This window comes from Bradyrhizobium sp. USDA 3262 (assembly GCF_054060035.1).
The window spans coordinates 8,757,033-8,773,900 of sequence record NZ_JBSSCT010000001.1 but is presented as its reverse complement, the minus strand read 5'-3'; the positions used below and the strand labels follow the sequence as shown (position 1 = coordinate 8,773,900).

Here is a 16,868-nt window from a genome sequence, read left to right as displayed (position 1 = left end):
CGGCAATAACGATCGTTTATCGACTCCATGGCGAGAGATGATTTCCCTGGCCGACGTTGCAGCGTCAATCTCCAGGCATCGTCGTGCCGAACTCGCGGTTTCGCGATCGGCTCGCCAAAGTGCTTGGAGAGAGAGAAGTGAATACGATTGACATAACGGAGCACCGGGCTCCGGCGACCCGGCTCAATCGCAGTTCGTTTCGTCGCCTTCTGCGATGTGGCGCTGCGGTGATCGTTATGCTGGTTGTGTTGGCGATCGTTGGCTGCGACAAGGCGCAGTCGCAAGGGGCCGCGCCGCCGCCCGTCACGGTCGCGCAGCCGGTTAAGCGCACCGTTACCGATTGGGACGAGTTCACCGGCCGCTTCGAGGCGATCGAGGAGGTCCAGGTCCGCGCCCGCGTCGGCGGCTTTGTCAACAGCGTCGAGTTCAAGGACGGCGCAATCGTCAAGGCCGGCGATCTGCTCTACGTCATCGACCCGCGTCCGTTCGAGGCGGTCGCGTTGCAGGCCCAAGGTCAACTCGACGACGCACGGGCAAAGGTAGACCTTGCCAAGCGTGAACTCGAGCGTGGGCTGACCCTGGTCCAGACCAGCGCGGTCTCCGAACAGGTTGTCGACCAGCGCCGTCAGGCGTTGCAGGCGGCTCATGCTGCCGAGACGCAGGCGGAGGGCACGTTGAAGGCCGCGCAGCTCAACGTCGAATTCAGCCATGTGCTGGCGCCGATCACCGGCCGCGTCAGCCGGCATCTGGTCACCCCGGGCAATCTCGTACAGGGCAGCGAGGGCGGCGCGACGCTGTTGACCTCCATCGTGTCGCTCGATCCGATCTACATCTATTTCGACGTCGACGAGGCGACCTATCAGCGTAACAGCAAGCTGTGGTTCGAGGGCCGGCGGCCGAGCTCGCGCGATACCGCGAACCCGGTGCAGGTGACGCTGACCGGCGAGACCAAGCCCTCGCATGAAGGCAAGATGGACTTCCTCGACAACCGGCTCGACGTCTCCACCGCAACGCTGCGCAGCCGCGCGATCATTCCGAACAAGGATCTCTCGATCCTGCCCGGTCAGTTCGGCCGCGTCCGCCTGATCGGCTCCTCGCCCTATGAGGCGCTGCTGATCCCGGATACCGCTGTCGCCACCGACCAGTCGCGCAAGATCGTGTTCGTGGTCAAGGACGACAATACGGTGGAAGCCCGCGCGGTCACGCTCGGGCCGCTGGATGAAGGCCTGCGCGTGATCCGCGAAGGCCTCAAGCCGGAGGATCACGTGATCGTGGACGGGCTGCAACGCGCCCGCGTCGGCGCCAAGGTGACGCCCAAAATGACGCCGGTTCCGGCGGATGCCAAGCCGGCGGCAGGTGCGAAGCCATGAATCTCGGAAAGCTCTCCGTCAACCAGCCCATCCTCGCGATGGTGCTGTCAATCGTCCTCCTGATCGTCGGCGCGATTGCCTATCAAACGCTGCCGGTCTCGGAATATCCGCAGGCGGTGCCGCCGACCGTCACGGTTACGACGCAGTATCCGGGCGCCTCGGCGCAGACCGTGTCCGATACCGTCGCCGCGCCGATCGAGCAGGAGATCAACGGCGTCGAGGACATGCTGTATCTCTACAGCCAGGCAACTTCGAATGGCCAGCTCACCATCACCGTCACCTTCAAGCTTGGCACCGATCTCGACAAGGCGCAGGTGCTGGTGCAGAACCGCGTCGCGATCGCGCAACCGCGCTTGCCTGAAGAAGTGCAGCGCAACGGCGTCGTCACCCGAAAGAACTCGCCCGACATCCTGATGGCCGTGTTCGTGTTGTCACCCGACGACAGTTTCGACCAGCTCTACATCTCGAACTACACGTTGCTCCAGGTCCGCGATCAGCTCTTGCGGCTCGACGGCGTCGGCGACATTCAGATGTTCGGTGCGCGCGACTATTCGATGCGGCTATGGTTCGATCCTGACAGGATTGCGAATCTCGGCCTGACTTCGACCGAGGTGCTGGCTGCGATCCGGGCGCAGAACCTGCAGATCGCCGGCGGCCAGATCGCCGAGCCGCCGATCGCCGATCGCGCGTTCCAGCCCAATCTCGTATTCACCGGCCGCCTCAAGGACATCAGGCAGTTCGAGGACATCGTGGTGAAGGCCGGCTCCGACGGCCGCATTGTGCGGCTGCGCGACGTTGCCCGCGTCGAGCTCGGCGCCCTGTCTTACGCCACCAGCAGCCGCATATTGCGCAAGTCGGCCGTCGCAATGGTGGTGACGCAACGGCCCGGATCCAACGCGCTCGATACAGCGAAAGCGATCTCGAACACGATGGCGAAGCTGAAGGAGAGTTTTCCGAAGGGGCTCGACTACAATATCGGCTACAACCCGACCGAATTCATCGCCCAATCGGTCCATGAGTTGATCAAGACGGTCTATGAGGCGATGGCGCTGGTCGTCATCGTGGTGCTGGTGTTCCTGCAGGGATGGCGGCCTGCGATCATCCCGATCATTGCGATCCCGGTGTCGTTGGTCGGCACCTTTGCGGTGATGTCCGTGCTCGGATTCTCGATCAACAATCTGACGCTGTTCGGCCTCGTGCTCGCGGTCGGCATCGTGGTTGACGACGCCATCGTGGTGGTCGAGAATGTTGAGCGCCATCTCGAGCACGGCATGTCCAGGCGCGATGCTGCGCTCAAGACCATGGGGGAGGTTGGCGGCGCGCTGGTCTCGATCGCGCTGGTGCTGTGTGCGGTGTTCGTGCCCACCGCCTTCCTCGGCGGTATCTCCGGACAGTTCTTCCAGCAATTCGCGGTGACGATTGCGGTTGCGACCGCAATTTCCTGCTTCTGCTCGCTGACGCTGTCGCCGGCGCTGGCCTCGCAGATCCTCGTGCAGCACGGGGAAAAGCAGCCGCCGGCGCGCTGGAACATCATCGCGCGCGGCTGGGACAGCTTCACCGCGCTGTTCAACCGCGTATTCGACCGCCTGGCGCAAGGCTATGCTGGTGTCGCCGACTTCGTGATCCGGCACACGGTGGTGATGCTTGCGATCTACCTGGTGTTGATCGGCAGCGCCGGCTGGCTGCTCGCGACCACCTCGCAGGGCTTCATCCCGGCGCAAGATCGCGGTTACCTCATCATCTCGGCGCAGCTGCCGGGCGCGGCGTCGCTGGCGCGGACCACGGCGGTGGTGCGCGAGATCGAGCGGATTGCGCTGGACACGCCAGGTATCGTGCGCGTTGGCGCATTTAGCGGGTTCTCCGGCGCGACGCGCACGCAGGCCGGCAATGCCGCGGCCTTGTTCCCGGTGTTCGACGAGCCGGAAGTACGGCAGAAGAAGGGATTGTCGGCCGACGCGATCACAGCCGACCTTCGCAAGCGGCTGTCGGTAATCCAGGGCGCCTTCATCATCGTTATTCCGCCGCCCGCGGTGCCGGGCATCGGCACCGGCGGCGGCTTCACCATCCGCATTCAGGATCGGCAGGGACGCGGGCCGGAACTGCTGGCCGCCGCGACCGACGAACTGGTACAGGCCGCGCGCAAGTCGCCGAACCTGACCTCGGTGTTCTCGCCGTTCTCGGCTAACACGCCGCAGCTGTTCGTCGACATCGATCGCGTCAAGGCGCAGAAGCTCGGCGTTCCGATCGCCAACATCAACGACACGATCCAGACCTATTTCGGCTCCACCTACGTCAACGACTTCAACCTGTTCGGCCGCACCTATCATGTCACCGCGCAGGCCGACCTGCCGTTCCGGAAGGACAGCCCCGATCTTGCCCGGTTGCGTACCCGCAATGCCGCCGGCGACATGGTGATGCTCGGTAGCATCGTCGACTTCAAGGACGTCTCGGGACCCGACCGTGTCGCGCGTTACAATCTCTATTCGGCGTCCGAGTTGCAGGGCGAGCCGGCGCCGGGGGTGAGCTCGACGACGGCGCTCAACACCATCGAGCAACTCGCCGACCAGACCTTGCCGTCGGGCTTCTCCTTCGAATGGACCGATCTGTCCTATCAGCAGGTGACGAGCGGCAATGCCGGCCTCTACGTGTTCCCGATCTGCGTGCTTTTCGTCTATCTGGTGCTGGCCGCTCAATACGGTAGCTGGACGCTGCCGTTCGCGGTGATCCTGATCGTGCCGATGTGCCTGTTCGCGGCCACCATCGGCGTGCGCATCATGGGCCAGGACGTCAACATCCTGACCCAGATCGGCTTCGTGGTGCTGGTGGGGCTTGCGGCCAAGAACGCGATCCTGATCGTCGAATTCGCGCGCGACATCGAGCTCGAGGGCCGGCCGCGGCTGGACGCGGTGATCGAGGCCTGCCGGCTCCGCCTGCGGCCGATCCTGATGACCTCGTTCGCCTTCATCCTCGGCGTGCTGCCGTTGGTGGTGTCGACCGGCTCGGGTTCCGAGATGCGTCAGGCGGTCGGCGTCGCCGTGTTCTTCGGGATGCTCGGTGTCACGCTGTTCGGCCTGATCTTCACGCCGATCTTCTACATGGTGGTGCGCAACCTTGCGGAAGGAAAGAACGAGGGCAAGAAGGATCAGACGACCGCGGCTGCAGCCGAGTGAACCGCCCCGGGTTCCCCTGCGTCAGCGGGCATGCGGTTATTGGTCCGCGTGTGCCACCCTGCCAGCCGCAAGACCGAGGGGCGACTGGCTTTTCCGGACCGATGGAGTACGCTTTCTCGAGTGGCCGCGTGCGTGCTGCGCGGAGAGCTTGATTAGCCGACTTCAAGCTGAAGCCCGACGCCGGGATCTGACAGATGGTGCAGCAGTTGCTGAACGTCGCGTACTCGCATGGTAGCTCTCAGGTGTTGTGGGCGGACGGCGAGCGCGTGTTCAGCCGAGGCTGGCGACTGGATGACAATGGCAACCGGCTCGCCGTTCTGCTCGTTGCTCCTGCCGCCGACCAACCGTCGCGCTCAAGGCTCGATCGCCTCACGCACGAATACGAGCTGAAGGATGAGCTCGATAGCGCATGGGCGGCACGGCCGCTCGGCCTCATACGTGACGCCGGTCGGACCGTGTTGGTGATCGATGATCCGGGCGGCGTGCCGCTCGACCATCTGCTCGGTGCGCCCATGGATGTAGGGCGCTTTTTGCGGCTGGCTGTCGCTATCACTTCGGCTCTGGGAAAGCTTCATCAGCGCGGGCTTATTCACAAAGACATCAAGCCAGCCAATATCATGGTGGACTGCGCAGATGGAGAGGTGCGGCTCACCGGGTTTGGTATCGCATCGCGCCTGTCCCGCGAGCGGCAGGCTCCCGAACCGCCCGAGACCATCGCCGGTACGCTTGCCTACATGGCGCCTGAACAAACCGGGCGGATGAACCGCTCGGTCGATACCCGCAGCGATCTCTACGCCCTCGGCGTCACGCTGTATCAGATGCTCACGGGTGTCCTGCCCTTCACAGCGGCCGCCCCGATGGAGTGGGTGCACTGCCATATTGCAAGATCACCAGCGCCTCCCAGCGAGTGGTCAACGAATCTCCCAGGCATCGTCTCCACGATCATTATGACGCTGCTCGCCAAGACGGCTGAGGAGCGTTACCAGACAGCTGCCGGCGCCGAGAGCGATCTACGGCGTTGCCTAGCTGAATGGGAAGGCCGACGCGACATCAACGAATTCCCGCTCGGGGAGCACGACACTCCGGACCGGCTGCTGATTCCCGAGAAACTGTATGGTCGGACTGCCGAGATCGATACCCTGCTTGCTTCCTTCCATCGTATCGCCGCCGGCGGCAGGCCGGAGTTGATGTTGGTTTCCGGATACTCTGGCGTCGGCAAATCCACAGTCGTCAACGAGCTTCAGAAGCGGCTCGTTTCGCTTCGTGGCCTTTTTGCATCGGGCAAGTTTGACCAGTACAAGCGCGACATTCCTTATGCCACACTTGCACAGGCCTTCCAGAGCCTGATCCGCCCGCTGCTGAGCAAGACCGAAGCGGAACTGCGGCAATGGCGGGAGGCACTGCTCAAGGCGCTCGAACCGAACGGCCGGCTCATTGTTGATCTCGTCCCGGAATTGAAGCACATCATCGGCGAGCAGCCACCGGTCCCCGAATTGTCGCCGCAGGATGTGCAGGGCCGCTTTCAGCTGGTGTTCCGGCGATTCATCAGCGTGTTCGCGCGGCCGGAACACCCGCTCGCCCTGTTCCTCGACGATCTCCAGTGGCTCGATGCAGCAACGCTCGATTTGCTCGACGATCTGTTGAGCCGGCCGGATGTGCGGAATCTGTTGTTGATTGGCGCTTACCGCAGCAACGAAGTCGATCTCGTCCACCCGCTGATGCGCAAGCTCGAAGCGATGCGCCAGGCTGGAGCGCGATTGCAAGACATCGAATTGGCCCCCCTAACCGGTGGAGACCTCAGACAACTCATTGCGGATTGCGTTCACAGCGAACCCGAGAGAATCGCGCCGCTGGCACGGCTGATTCACGAAAAGACAACCGGCAATCCGCTTTTTGCTATTCAGTTCATTTCGGCGCTCGTTGACGAAGCATTGCTCACTTTCGATTATGGCGAGGCACGATGGTGTTGGGACCTGAATCGCATTCACGCCAAGGGTTACACCGACAATGTCGTGGACCTAATGGTTGGGAAGCTGAATCGCCTGTCTGCCGAATCCCGGAACGCGTTGCAGAAGCTCGCCTGCCTGGGCAATGACGCAGGGTTCGCCATGTTGCGGATCATCTACCAGAGCTCCGAGGAGGAGATGCATGGCCAGCTTTGGGAAGCGGTGCGAGCAGGGCTGATCTTTCGTTCGGACAGTTCCTACACGTTTCTGCACGACCGTGTTCATGAAGCGGCCTACTCCTTGATTCCGGAAGAATCTCGCGCCGAAACCCACCTCCGAATAGGGATGCTGCTCGCAGCGCGAACCCCTCCAGAACAGCTGGAGGAGACGATTTTCGAAATCGTCAATCAGCTCAACCGCGGCTCGCGTCTTATCACGTCAATTGAGGAGCTTGAGCGGGTCGCCGAGTTGAATTTCATTGCAGGTAGACGCGCCAAGACCTCGACGGCGTATACCTCGGCGCTGAACTATCTGCTCTCCGGCGCGGCCCTGTTGCCTACGGGCTCTTGGGAACGCCGTCGCGACCTGATCTTTGAGCTCGAGCTGCACCGGGCCGAATGTGAGTGCCTCACTGGTGCACTGGCGGAGGCAGAGCAGCGGCTGGCGGCGCTGTCAATCCGAGCCGCAACGACGATCGAACGAGCCCGCGTCACGTGCCTGCAGGTGGATCTTTACACGACACTGGACCAGGGCAGCCGTGCGATCGCAGTCGGTCTCGACTATCTCCGTCACCTCGGCATCGACTGGTCGCCGCACCCGACGGAAGACGAGGCTCGGCGCGAGTATCAGCGGATCTGGTCGCAACTCGGCTGCCGCACAATAGAAAGTCTTATTGATCAGCCGTTTATGAGCAATGCCACCTCGCTCGCGACCCTCGATGTCCTGACGAAGCTCGGGCCGCCTGCCCATTATACTGATGCGAAGTTGCGTTCGATGGTCATCTGTCGGGCGGTCAATCTTAGTCTCGAGGGCGGTAATTGCGACGGCTCGTGCTACGCCTATGCGGTGCTTGGCAGGCTTGCTGGACCGGAATTCGGCGACTATCAGGCGGGACTTCGATTCGGCCGTCTCGGCTATGAACTGGTCGAACGGCGGGGGTTAAGGCGCTTTCAGGCCAGGACCTATTTGAACTTTGGATATCTGCTCATGTTCTGGACGAGACATGTCCAGGAAGGCCGTGATCTGCTGCGGCATGCGTTCGAGACCGCAAACCAGATCGGCGACCTGACTTTTGCCGCATATTACTACACCCACCTGAACACGTATCTTCTCGCGGCGGGCGATCCGCTCGATGACGTGCAAATCGAGGTTGAGCATGGTCTCACCTTCGCGCGCAGCATGCGGTTTGGTTTTGCGGTTGATTCAATCGCCGGTCAGCTTGGGCTGATTCGGACACTCCGCGGCTTGACGCCGATTTTCGGTCGCTTTGACGACGGTCAGTTTGACGAACGTCTGCTGGAGTCTCGCTTCTGTAGGAACCCGGATCTTGCGTTGGCAGCGGGCTCGTATTGGACCCGCAAGCTGCAGGCACGCTTCTTTGCCGGCGACTATGCCGGCGCCCTCGAGGCGTCATTGAGGGCGCAACAGCTGCAGCCGACATCGGCGTCCTTTTTCGAATGCGCGGAATACCACTTTTATAGTGCGCTCTCCAGAGCTGCATTCTGCGAGCCCGCGGCGGCCGACCGATGCCAGGAGCATGTCAGGGCACTCGCCGTGCATCACCGGCAGCTCGAGGTCTGGGCGACGGCTTGCCCGGACAACTTCGAGAATCGCACCGCACTCGTCGGGGCTGAGGTCGCCAGGATCGAGGGTCGTGCGCTTGATGCCGAGCATCTTTACGAACATGCTATCCACTCGGCACACACGCATGGTTTTGTTCACAACGAGGCGCTCGCCAACGAGGTCGCTGCACGCTTTTATGCCGCACGCGGCTTCAGGAAGATCGCGAATGCCTATCTGCAAGATGCGCGGTCCGCGTACATCCGATGGGGAGCCGACGGCAAGGTACGCCAACTCGACGAGTTGTATCCGCACCTAGGAGAGGAGAAGCCGATTGCCGGATCCACCAGCACGATCGGAGCATCTGTTGAACAGCTGGATCTAGCTACCGTTATCAAAGTCTCGCAAGCGGTGTCGGGCGAGATCGTTCTAGACAAACTTGTCGACACACTTATGCGTACGGCGATTGAGCACGCGGGTGCCGAACGAGGGCTGTTGATTCTGGCGGTAGGTGATGTCTATCGGATTGAGGCGGAAGTTACGACCAGCAATAATAAGGTGACCGTCGGTCAGCGACGAGCGACTGTAACCGCCGCGGATCTGCCGGAGTCCATCCTACACTACGTGATCCGGACGAAAGAGAGCGTTCTTCTCAAGGATGCTGCAGCTCCGAGCTCGTTTTCTGCCGATAAGTACATTCATCAGCATCACGCCCGTTCAATTCTCTGCCTGCCGTTGCTCAAACAAGGCACGCTTGCTGGTTTGCTCTACCTCGAGAACAACCTGGCGGCCTACGTCTTCACACCCGATCGCGTCGCGGTGCTGAAAGTTCTCGCGTCGCAGGCGGCGATCTCGCTGGAAAATTCGCGGCTCTATCGCGACGTCGCAGATCGCGAAGGTAAGATTCGGCGTTTGGTCGACGCCAACATCATCGGAATCATCATCGCCGACGGCGAAGGCCAAATTCTTGAAGCCAATGACGCGTTTCTACGCATTTTGGGATATGACCGCGAGGATTTGGTTTCGGGCCGTATGCGCTGGACCGAGCTGTCCCCGCCCGAATGGCGCGAGCGCGACATGCTGACTCAAGCAGAACTGAGCTCGACCGGGAGAGTTCAGCCTTTCGAAAAGGAGTATATTCGGAAAGACGGCAGCCGTGTGCCCGTGCTTATTGGCGCCGCTTTGTTCAAGGAGGGAGGCGACGAAGGCCTTGCATTCGTACTCGACTTGACGGAGCGCAAGCGGGCCGAGGAAGCGCTGAGCCAAGCACAAAGGCTAAGCCGCACCGGAAATTGGATCTACGACGCGACAGCGATGCGTTATCTCTACTGGTCGGATGAGAGTTACAGGATTTGGGGGTTTGATCCGCTGCAAGGACTTCCAAGCCGGCAAAGTATGTGGGAACGCATTCACCCGGAGGACCGCGACAGAGTGTGGGCCGCGGTCCAGGGGGCCGTGCACCAGAAGAAAGATTTGATTACCGAGTTCAGACTCCTCCTGCCGGATGGGACGATCAAATGGGTCGAAGGAACCAGCTATCACGTGTTTTCCCCCCGGGGTACGCTGGCTGAGGTTATCAGCACAACCGTCGATGTGACTGAACGAAAGCTGGCACAGGAGGAACGTGAAAAGCTGCGCCAGCTCGAGCTGGATTTCGCCCACATCAACCGCGTGAGCATGATGGGGGAATTGGCAGCTTCGCTGTCTCACGAAATTCTGCATCCGATTGCGACCGCTCGCAACAATGCTCGTGCGGGGGTGCGTTTTCTGGAAATGAATCCACCAAACCTGGGGGAGGTCAGGGAAGCACTCGGTTGTGTCGTCCGGGACGTGGACCGGGCCAGGGACATCGTCGGACGGATGCGTGATCACGTCAAGAAAGCGCCAACGCGGAAGGAGTGTTTTGACCTCAACGCGGCCATCAACGAAGTGCTCATATTGGCGCAGAGCGTGACACATCGGAATGAGGTTTCAGTCAAAACCCGGCTTGTGGATGGACTGCCTCCAGTTCTGGGTGATCGCATTCAGCTGCAGCAAGTCTTGCTGAATCTGATTCTCAACGCGGTCGAGGCGATCAGCTTGGTTGCAGATGGAGCAAGGGAGCTGTTGATCGGCACAGAGCAGGATCCGACAGGCGTCCTCGTGGCCGTACGGGATTCGGGGCCGGGCATTGATGCGCAGCATTTGGATCGGATCTTCGACGCCTTTTACACCACGAAGTCCAGCGGAACAGGGATGGGGTTGTCGATATGCCGATCTATCATCCACGCTCATGGGGGCAAGTTGTGGGTAGAAGCAAACGAACCTCGTGGAGCCGTATTTCGGTTCACTCTGCCTGCGGACGACGACTCATGAATTGTCTTCAATGGGCCGGCCCGGCTGCAGAGCCGAACGAAGGCATCGCTCGAGATGGTCGTCGTCCACCGGCTTGCTGAGGTAGCAAGCAACCCCGTCTTTAAGAGCCTGATGCCTGATGACCTCATCGGGGTAGGCGGTAACGAGGATTGTCGGGATCTGGTACCCTGCATCGACCAAATGCCTGTGCAACTCGAGTCCGGTCATTCCGGGCATGCTGACGTCGGTGATCAGGCAGGCGGTTTCAGCCAAGACAGGCGATGCCAGGAACTCGGCCGCCGACGGGAACGCTTCGACAATGTAGCCCAGAAACATTATGAGCTTCCGCATCGACTCACGATAGGGCTGGTCGTCGTCGACGATAGATATCACTGTACGGTTCAACATTGCGGGTTCCAGGCACGTCCACCGACCGGCACGGCGACACCTCGCAGCATGCAAGTTAATGTCACGGACATTCCCCGATAGCGCAAGGCCGCCGTTCCTAAGCTATGGCCTAGGCTTTTGGCTATCCGCTTAGGCGACGGATATTGTTCATCGCGACAGATCGGGCGTAGAATGACGCCGGAAATAGGGAAAATGTGCTTCCTCAACGCAGGATTACCGAGAATGGGTGAGGCAGATCCCAGTGTCTTGGTTATCGATGACGATCCCGAGTTTCGCGACTCGGTCGTGCGGCTGTTGCGGACAGTCGGCTTATCTGCCCGACAATTTTCGTCTGTTTCAGATTTTCTCAAGGCCGATCCGCCGGACGGTCCCACTTGCCTGGTGCTCGATGTGAGAATGCCGGGGCGAAGCGGTCTTGAGCTTCAACGTGATCTTGTCACCGCAAACAGGCAGGTGCCGATCATCTTCATTACGGCGCACGCGGACGTACCGATGACCGTGCAAGCAATGAAGGGCGGCGCGATCGAGTTCCTCACAAAGCCATTTCGTGATCAGGACTTGCTTGATGCCATTCAAGCCGGCCTCGATCGCGATCGCGCCCGTCGCGAGAGTGATAGCGCATTGGCCGCGCTCAAGGATCGCTTCGGCACGCTCAGCTCCCGCGAGCGTGAAGTCATGCTCGGCGTCGTGGCCGGTCGCCTGAACAAGCAGGTTGCCAACGATATCGGCATCACCGAATCCACGGTAAAGGTACATCGCGTGAATCTGATGCGAAAGATGAAGGCGCGTTCGCTTCCCGAGCTCAGCCGAATGGCGGACCTTCTCAAGGTAAGACACCAGCAACCGCAAAGCTCCTGACCTCAAGGGGCATGTCGTCAGCTCTGTTGTGCGAGCGCAGCCGTCTAATCGCAAATTGTGTCTGCCGCGTTTTGCCGCGCCGTTGATTCCCTCCCTCACGTGCCCATCCGGCTAACGGACACGTCGCGCGATCGCTTCTAAGCGAACGCTTAAAACGGGCGGCGACAAGCGAACCGCACAATACCTGCGTGCAATCGACCGCAGTACCTCAAGCTGCCAGACTGCGCTCAACAAGGTTCTCGTTGGAAAGCCGCCTTTCTAACTAAGCGAGCTTACAATGCGCCCAGTTATCGGCCGCTCGGCGCAGCCCGAACCGGGATTTGATGTGCATTACGGCACTCTTAGTCCGGATAGGGATCGGCAATCGTGTTCCATCAACTTGACGGAGATCAACCGTGGAGCTTCATCAAGTTCGCTACTTCCTCGCTGTGGCATCCACGCTCAACTTCACCCGCGCTGCCGAGCAGTGCAACGTTGCGCAACCCGCCCTGACCAAGGGAATACAGAAGCTGGAGCAGGAACTCGGCGGCCAGTTGATCTACCGCGAACGCCGGCTGACGCAGCTGACCGACCTTGGAAAGGCAGTCCTTCCAATGCTGGAGCGCACTCTGGCCTCGGCAGAGGCGGTGCGCCGCAGGGCACAGGAGTTCCAACGCAAGGAGGTCGCGCCACTGAAGATCGGCCTCGCCCCATCGATCTCTGCATCGCTCGTCCTCGATCCGATTGCGGAGACAGCGAAGTTCGTGCCTGGACTTCACGTCGAGCTGCGCGAGGAGGCCGCTGAGAAGCTCGTCGACCTCTTGCTCAAGGGGGATATCAGCGCCGCAATGGTCGGGGAAGTGCAGGACATGCCTGCCCGCATCGACGATTGGTCACTGTTCGAAGAGCGCTATGTCGCGGTACTCGCGCCGACACACGAGCTTGCAAATCATTCCTCGCTCGGCATCGATGACCTCCGTGAGACCGTCTTGCTGGAACGCGCCGGATGCGACATCACCCCGAAGATTCAACAGTCGTATTTCCCTGAGGGGCCATTCCATCTTGGGCACTCCGGAAGCAATGACTTGCACGTGCAACATCTGGCTGCCGCTGGCTTCGGTGTGATCATCGCGCCCGAGCACATGCCGCGTCTCGCGACGCTCAGGACGATCCCGCTCGAAGGCGATCTGGTCTCGCGGGAGGTGCGGCTGTTGACAGTGCAGGGGCGCCGCTACTCGCCGGCGCTGGACGCTTTCGTCAAGGTCGCACGGCTTCGCGACTGGTCGGCCGTTGTTCGGACGGCGTGAAGATCGTGGTCCGTCGCGCCGGGCGAGTGGAATGGAAATGATAACGACCCGGCATTTCTAATGATTGGCGTCCCTGCTTACTAGTTGTCTAACCGAGCTGAGTGACTGTTGCACGGGACGGCGTAGCCGTCCTCTTGGATACATCCGCTCTCCGCGTCGCAAGAATCGGCTCGAGCAATCAAGTCAGCAGGAGTCTCCGATGTCGTTCCGCTTCATCACCAAGTCCATCCACGCCTACCTGATCGACTACCCCGTTGCGATCGCCTTGATCGCGGCACCGTTCGTCCTGAAGCTCGGCCAGAGCGGGCCGGCCGCGATGTGGCTCTCGGTTGTCGCCGGTGCGGCCGCCCTGCTGCTGGCCGCGCTGACCGACCATCCGACCGGGCTCGTGCGCATTATTCCCTACTGGTTGCACCTTTGGGTCGATCGGGCCGTTGGGGTGGTGTTTGTCATTGCTCCGTTTGCCTTCGAATTCGCCGGGCTTGACGCCTGGTACTACTGGGTTCTCGCCGCCGCCGTCCTGATCACGACCTCAGTCCTGAACGCGCCCGAGAAGCCGGTTGCGATGCATTCGGAGTTCGGCAGGCGCGCCGCTGGTTGAAGGCGCCAATGATGCAATCGAGGGCGAGACATTGCTAAGTTTCGTCCGCTGGCGTTCGTCCCGAATGGGCGCGTTAGAGGCATGGACCGGATCATCCTTTTGAACGTCGATGGGTGGAAGGCTTGCGCGGTGCAAGCCTTCGAGCGGTGCGGCCGGATCCTCTAACGTCCGTGGAGTACGGCGGGTGACGATAACGACCGTCTATCGACTCCATGGCGAGAGGTGATTTCCCTCGCCGAGGTTGCAAGATCACCCTCCAAAGGCAAGGCCAGCTCAATCTCTTGATCAGCGCCGCGATAGCGTGGCGCCGATTATAGGCGTTGATCGGACGAAAAAATGGTTGCGAAAGAGAAAGACACAGATGTCCCAAGAGAGATATGACATCGTCATTGTCGGCGCGGGTGCGGCCGGCTGCGTGGTCGCGAGTTATCTCGCCGAACACACCGATGCGTCGATCGCGCTGATCGAAGCGGGCGAGATGGATCGCGATCCGTTCATCCACATTCCGGCGGGCTTCGCCAATATACTGGTTCACGACCGGCATGTCTGGAAATACGACACAGTTCCCCAGCACGGCAAGAGCCGAGCATATCGCTCGGGCAGGGTGCTAGGCGGGGGCTCCTCGATCAACGCGATGTGCTATGTGCGTGGCCAGATACGCGACTTCGCCGCGTGGCAAGATGCAGTCGGCGACACCGGTAAATGGTCGTATGAAGACCTGCTTCCCGTCTTCATGGCACAGGAGCGCAACGACACCTTCCACGACGAATATCACGGCATCAATGGTGGTCTGGCGGTGCAGTTGCCGAAGGGCATCAACGAGCTGAACCAATATTGCCTCAAGGCCTTCCAGGAGTATGGGATTCCCTATAATCCCGATTATAACGGCGAGAGCCAGATCGGTGTCTCGCCGGTGCAGTCGACGGTCGGAAATCAGCGCCGGTGCAGTGCAGTCGACGCCTATCTGCGTCCGCACCTCGTCTCAGGCCGCGTCACTCTCCTCACCAGCACGACCGTCGTTCGGATTCTTATCGAAAACGAGCGGGCTGTCGGTGTCGAGATGAAGGGCAACGGTCTCGAGAGGATCACGGCCGGCGAGGTCGTGCTGTCGGCCGGGGCCGTCCATAGCCCGAAGATTCTCATGCACTCGGGTATTGGACCAGCCAGGCAACTGCAGCAGCACGGCATTGCGGTGATCGTCGATGCTCCGGGAGTGGGCGAAAATCTTCACGATCACCCGATGGTGCCCGTTCGTGCCTATGTGAAGGGCGATCTGGGCTATCAGGCCGCCGCGCAGGGGCTCGGCACCGTCAAGGCCGGCCTGCGCTATCTCATCACCAAGGATGGCCCGGCCTCGGGCAACGGTATCGAGACAGTTACCCATTGGAATCCGTCGGACTTCGCCGCCGACCCCACGATCCAATGTTATCACGCCCCTATCATCTTGAACGAGCAACTCGGCCCGACCGGCGACCGCTCGGGCGTCACTTTCGAACTCGTGGTGCTTCAGCCCAAGAGCCGTGGCTGGGTGCGCCTGGCCGATAGTGACCCGACGTCGATGCCCCTCATCAACCCGAACTTCGTCGGCGAGGAGGAGGATCTGAGGGCCGCGGTGCAATCGGTGCGCGCGATCCGTGAGGTAATGGCCCAGGAGTCGCTGGCGTCGGTGATTGAGCAAGAGATGGATCCTGGCTCGCAGGTCCAGTCGGATGCGGAGATCGGCGAGTGGGTGAAGCGTGTCGTGACGACGATGTGGCATCCGGTCGGCACGTGCCGGATGGGGCAGGATGAGAAAGCGGTGGTCGACGCGAGGCTCAGGGTCCGCGGGGTCGAGGGCCTGCGGGTGATAGACGCCTCGATCATGCCGAACATCACCAGCGGCAATACCAACGCTCCGACCCAGGCGCTTGCGCGCCACGCCACGGCGATGCTGGTCGACGATCTCAAGCGGGCCTAGCGAGCTCTGTTGAAAGCCGGCGACCCCGACGGTACCAGCCTCCCGCCCATGCCCGCGAGGGTATGCGCGGGAGATGGCTAGATATCCTTCCGGGCATCGTCATGCCTGGCCATCCGCCGATAGTCGCTCGGATCTCGATCGTACGCTTTTCGAAAAGCGCGCGCGAAACTTGAACGGCTCTCGTACCCCGCATTTTGAGCAACAACGTCGATCGACGTCGTCGTCGTCGCCAAATCGATCGCAGCCTGGCGCATTCTCAAGTCCCGCAGGATCGCCATCGGGGTTCGTCCAAAGACTTCAGAGAATCGGGCCATGAACGCCGAGCGGCTCAATCCCGCACTGTGTGCCAAGCTTTGAACCGAGTGGCCGGCTCCAGGCCGCGCCACCATTTCCGCAAAGGCGCGGGAGAGCTGCCTGTCGGCAAGTATCGAGAATCGCTCAGTCCAGCGCTCGGATGATCTGAGGGACCGTCGCACCAATGCGACGATGATCTGCTTGAGCAGGGACGCGGTCATGGCTCCAACGCCGACCTCTTGCTGCAACAGCTCGTCCATGGCTTCGCGAAGCTTCAGATCGATCCTGTCTGCGGGCTCGAACTGCTCGATCACCGGCTCCCGGAGGTCTGCGAACAGCCTCACGGACTGGCCGAACGATGCGTTAAAAAATCCGCATATCTGAACAATTTCGGGGAGCTCGTTTGGCACCGCGACGCGGAGGATGCCCTCTTGACGCGTCCAGCAGTCTCTCGAAATGAGCTTCGGTGGCCCGCCGTCTCCGTCAACCTCGATCGTGAAAGGCGTGTTTGGCGGCACGATGATGAGCAAGTGAGGGCTCAACTGTATCTTTGGTCCGCCGTTGATCGAGATGTGTCCGACGCCACTCAAGTTGTAGTGGATCCCGGGTGCGTCGATCATTCCCATCTCGACTCGATGGCTGCGGGGCACCAGAAGCTCGGTCAGCGCGATGACGTCGATGTCGAGGTCCTGCATCAGGTTGTTGAGGTCTGTTGCAGACAATTTGACAGTCGAGCGCGCGGGCGGAAAGGCGTTCTGCCCGACGACAGCCTGCGCTAGAACCGCTTTCGTGTGCATGACCGTAGTGGCCCTCTACTGTCTGGCTAATGGCGCCAGTCGTGCTTTGAAGCCTGTTCTCCAGCGAC

Annotated in this window: 9 protein-coding genes; 7 read left to right on the top strand and 2 right to left on the bottom strand. The window is 61.0% G+C overall.

Going from position 1 to position 16,868, the window contains the following annotated elements:
• Positions 1 to 236: 236 nt before the first annotated feature.
• From ACVWYP_RS41500 to ACVWYP_RS41490, 3 genes are all read left to right on the top strand, one after another.
• Entirely contained in the window at positions 237 to 1,370 is a 1,134-nt protein-coding gene (locus tag ACVWYP_RS41500) for an efflux RND transporter periplasmic adaptor subunit (RefSeq protein WP_304497299.1), read from the top strand.
• Positions 1,367 to 4,540, top strand: a complete 3,174-nt coding sequence (locus ACVWYP_RS41495; RefSeq protein WP_304497298.1) for an efflux RND transporter permease subunit — start codon at positions 1,367 to 1,369, stop codon at positions 4,538 to 4,540. The genes ACVWYP_RS41500 and ACVWYP_RS41495 overlap by 4 nt, the downstream gene beginning before the upstream one ends.
• Before the next feature lie 194 nt (positions 4,541 to 4,734).
• The gene (locus ACVWYP_RS41490; protein ID WP_304497297.1) at positions 4,735 to 10,620 is read left to right on the top strand and encodes an AAA family ATPase; all 5,886 of its coding nucleotides are present in this window, start codon (positions 4,735 to 4,737) and stop codon (positions 10,618 to 10,620) included.
• On the opposite strand, the gene ACVWYP_RS41485 is transcribed toward ACVWYP_RS41490, so the two are convergent.
• Positions 10,615 to 11,007 carry a response regulator transcription factor gene (locus ACVWYP_RS41485; RefSeq protein ID WP_304497296.1) on the bottom strand — a complete coding sequence of 131 codons (393 nt, stop codon included), beginning with the start codon at positions 11,005 to 11,007 and terminating at the stop codon, positions 10,615 to 10,617. The two genes, ACVWYP_RS41490 and ACVWYP_RS41485, sit on opposite strands and share 6 nt — an antisense overlap.
• 222 nt (positions 11,008 to 11,229) lie before the next feature.
• Between ACVWYP_RS41485 and ACVWYP_RS41480 the strand changes: the two genes are divergently transcribed.
• From ACVWYP_RS41480 to ACVWYP_RS41465, 4 genes are all read left to right on the top strand, one after another.
• Positions 11,230 to 11,865, top strand: a complete 636-nt coding sequence (locus tag ACVWYP_RS41480) for a response regulator transcription factor (RefSeq protein WP_028341944.1) — start codon at positions 11,230 to 11,232, stop codon at positions 11,863 to 11,865.
• Between the two features lie 395 nt (positions 11,866 to 12,260).
• Positions 12,261 to 13,151, top strand: coding sequence for a LysR family transcriptional regulator (locus ACVWYP_RS41475; RefSeq protein WP_028341945.1), 891 nt, complete (start codon positions 12,261 to 12,263; stop codon positions 13,149 to 13,151).
• 199 nt (positions 13,152 to 13,350) lie between these two features.
• Positions 13,351 to 13,752 (top strand): SPW repeat domain-containing protein, encoded by a 402-nt coding sequence (locus tag ACVWYP_RS41470; protein ID WP_028341946.1) that lies wholly within the window; start codon positions 13,351 to 13,353, stop codon positions 13,750 to 13,752.
• A 361-nt stretch (positions 13,753 to 14,113) separates the two neighbouring features.
• Positions 14,114 to 15,709: a GMC family oxidoreductase gene (locus ACVWYP_RS41465; protein WP_304497295.1), complete on the top strand. Its 1,596-nt coding sequence runs from the start codon at positions 14,114 to 14,116 to the stop codon at positions 15,707 to 15,709.
• 77 nt (positions 15,710 to 15,786) lie between these two features.
• Here the strand turns inward: ACVWYP_RS41465 and ACVWYP_RS41460 are convergent, their stop codons facing one another.
• Positions 15,787 to 16,800, bottom strand: a complete 1,014-nt coding sequence (locus ACVWYP_RS41460; RefSeq protein WP_028341948.1) for a helix-turn-helix transcriptional regulator — start codon at positions 16,798 to 16,800, stop codon at positions 15,787 to 15,789.
• Positions 16,801 to 16,868 lie beyond the last annotated feature (68 nt).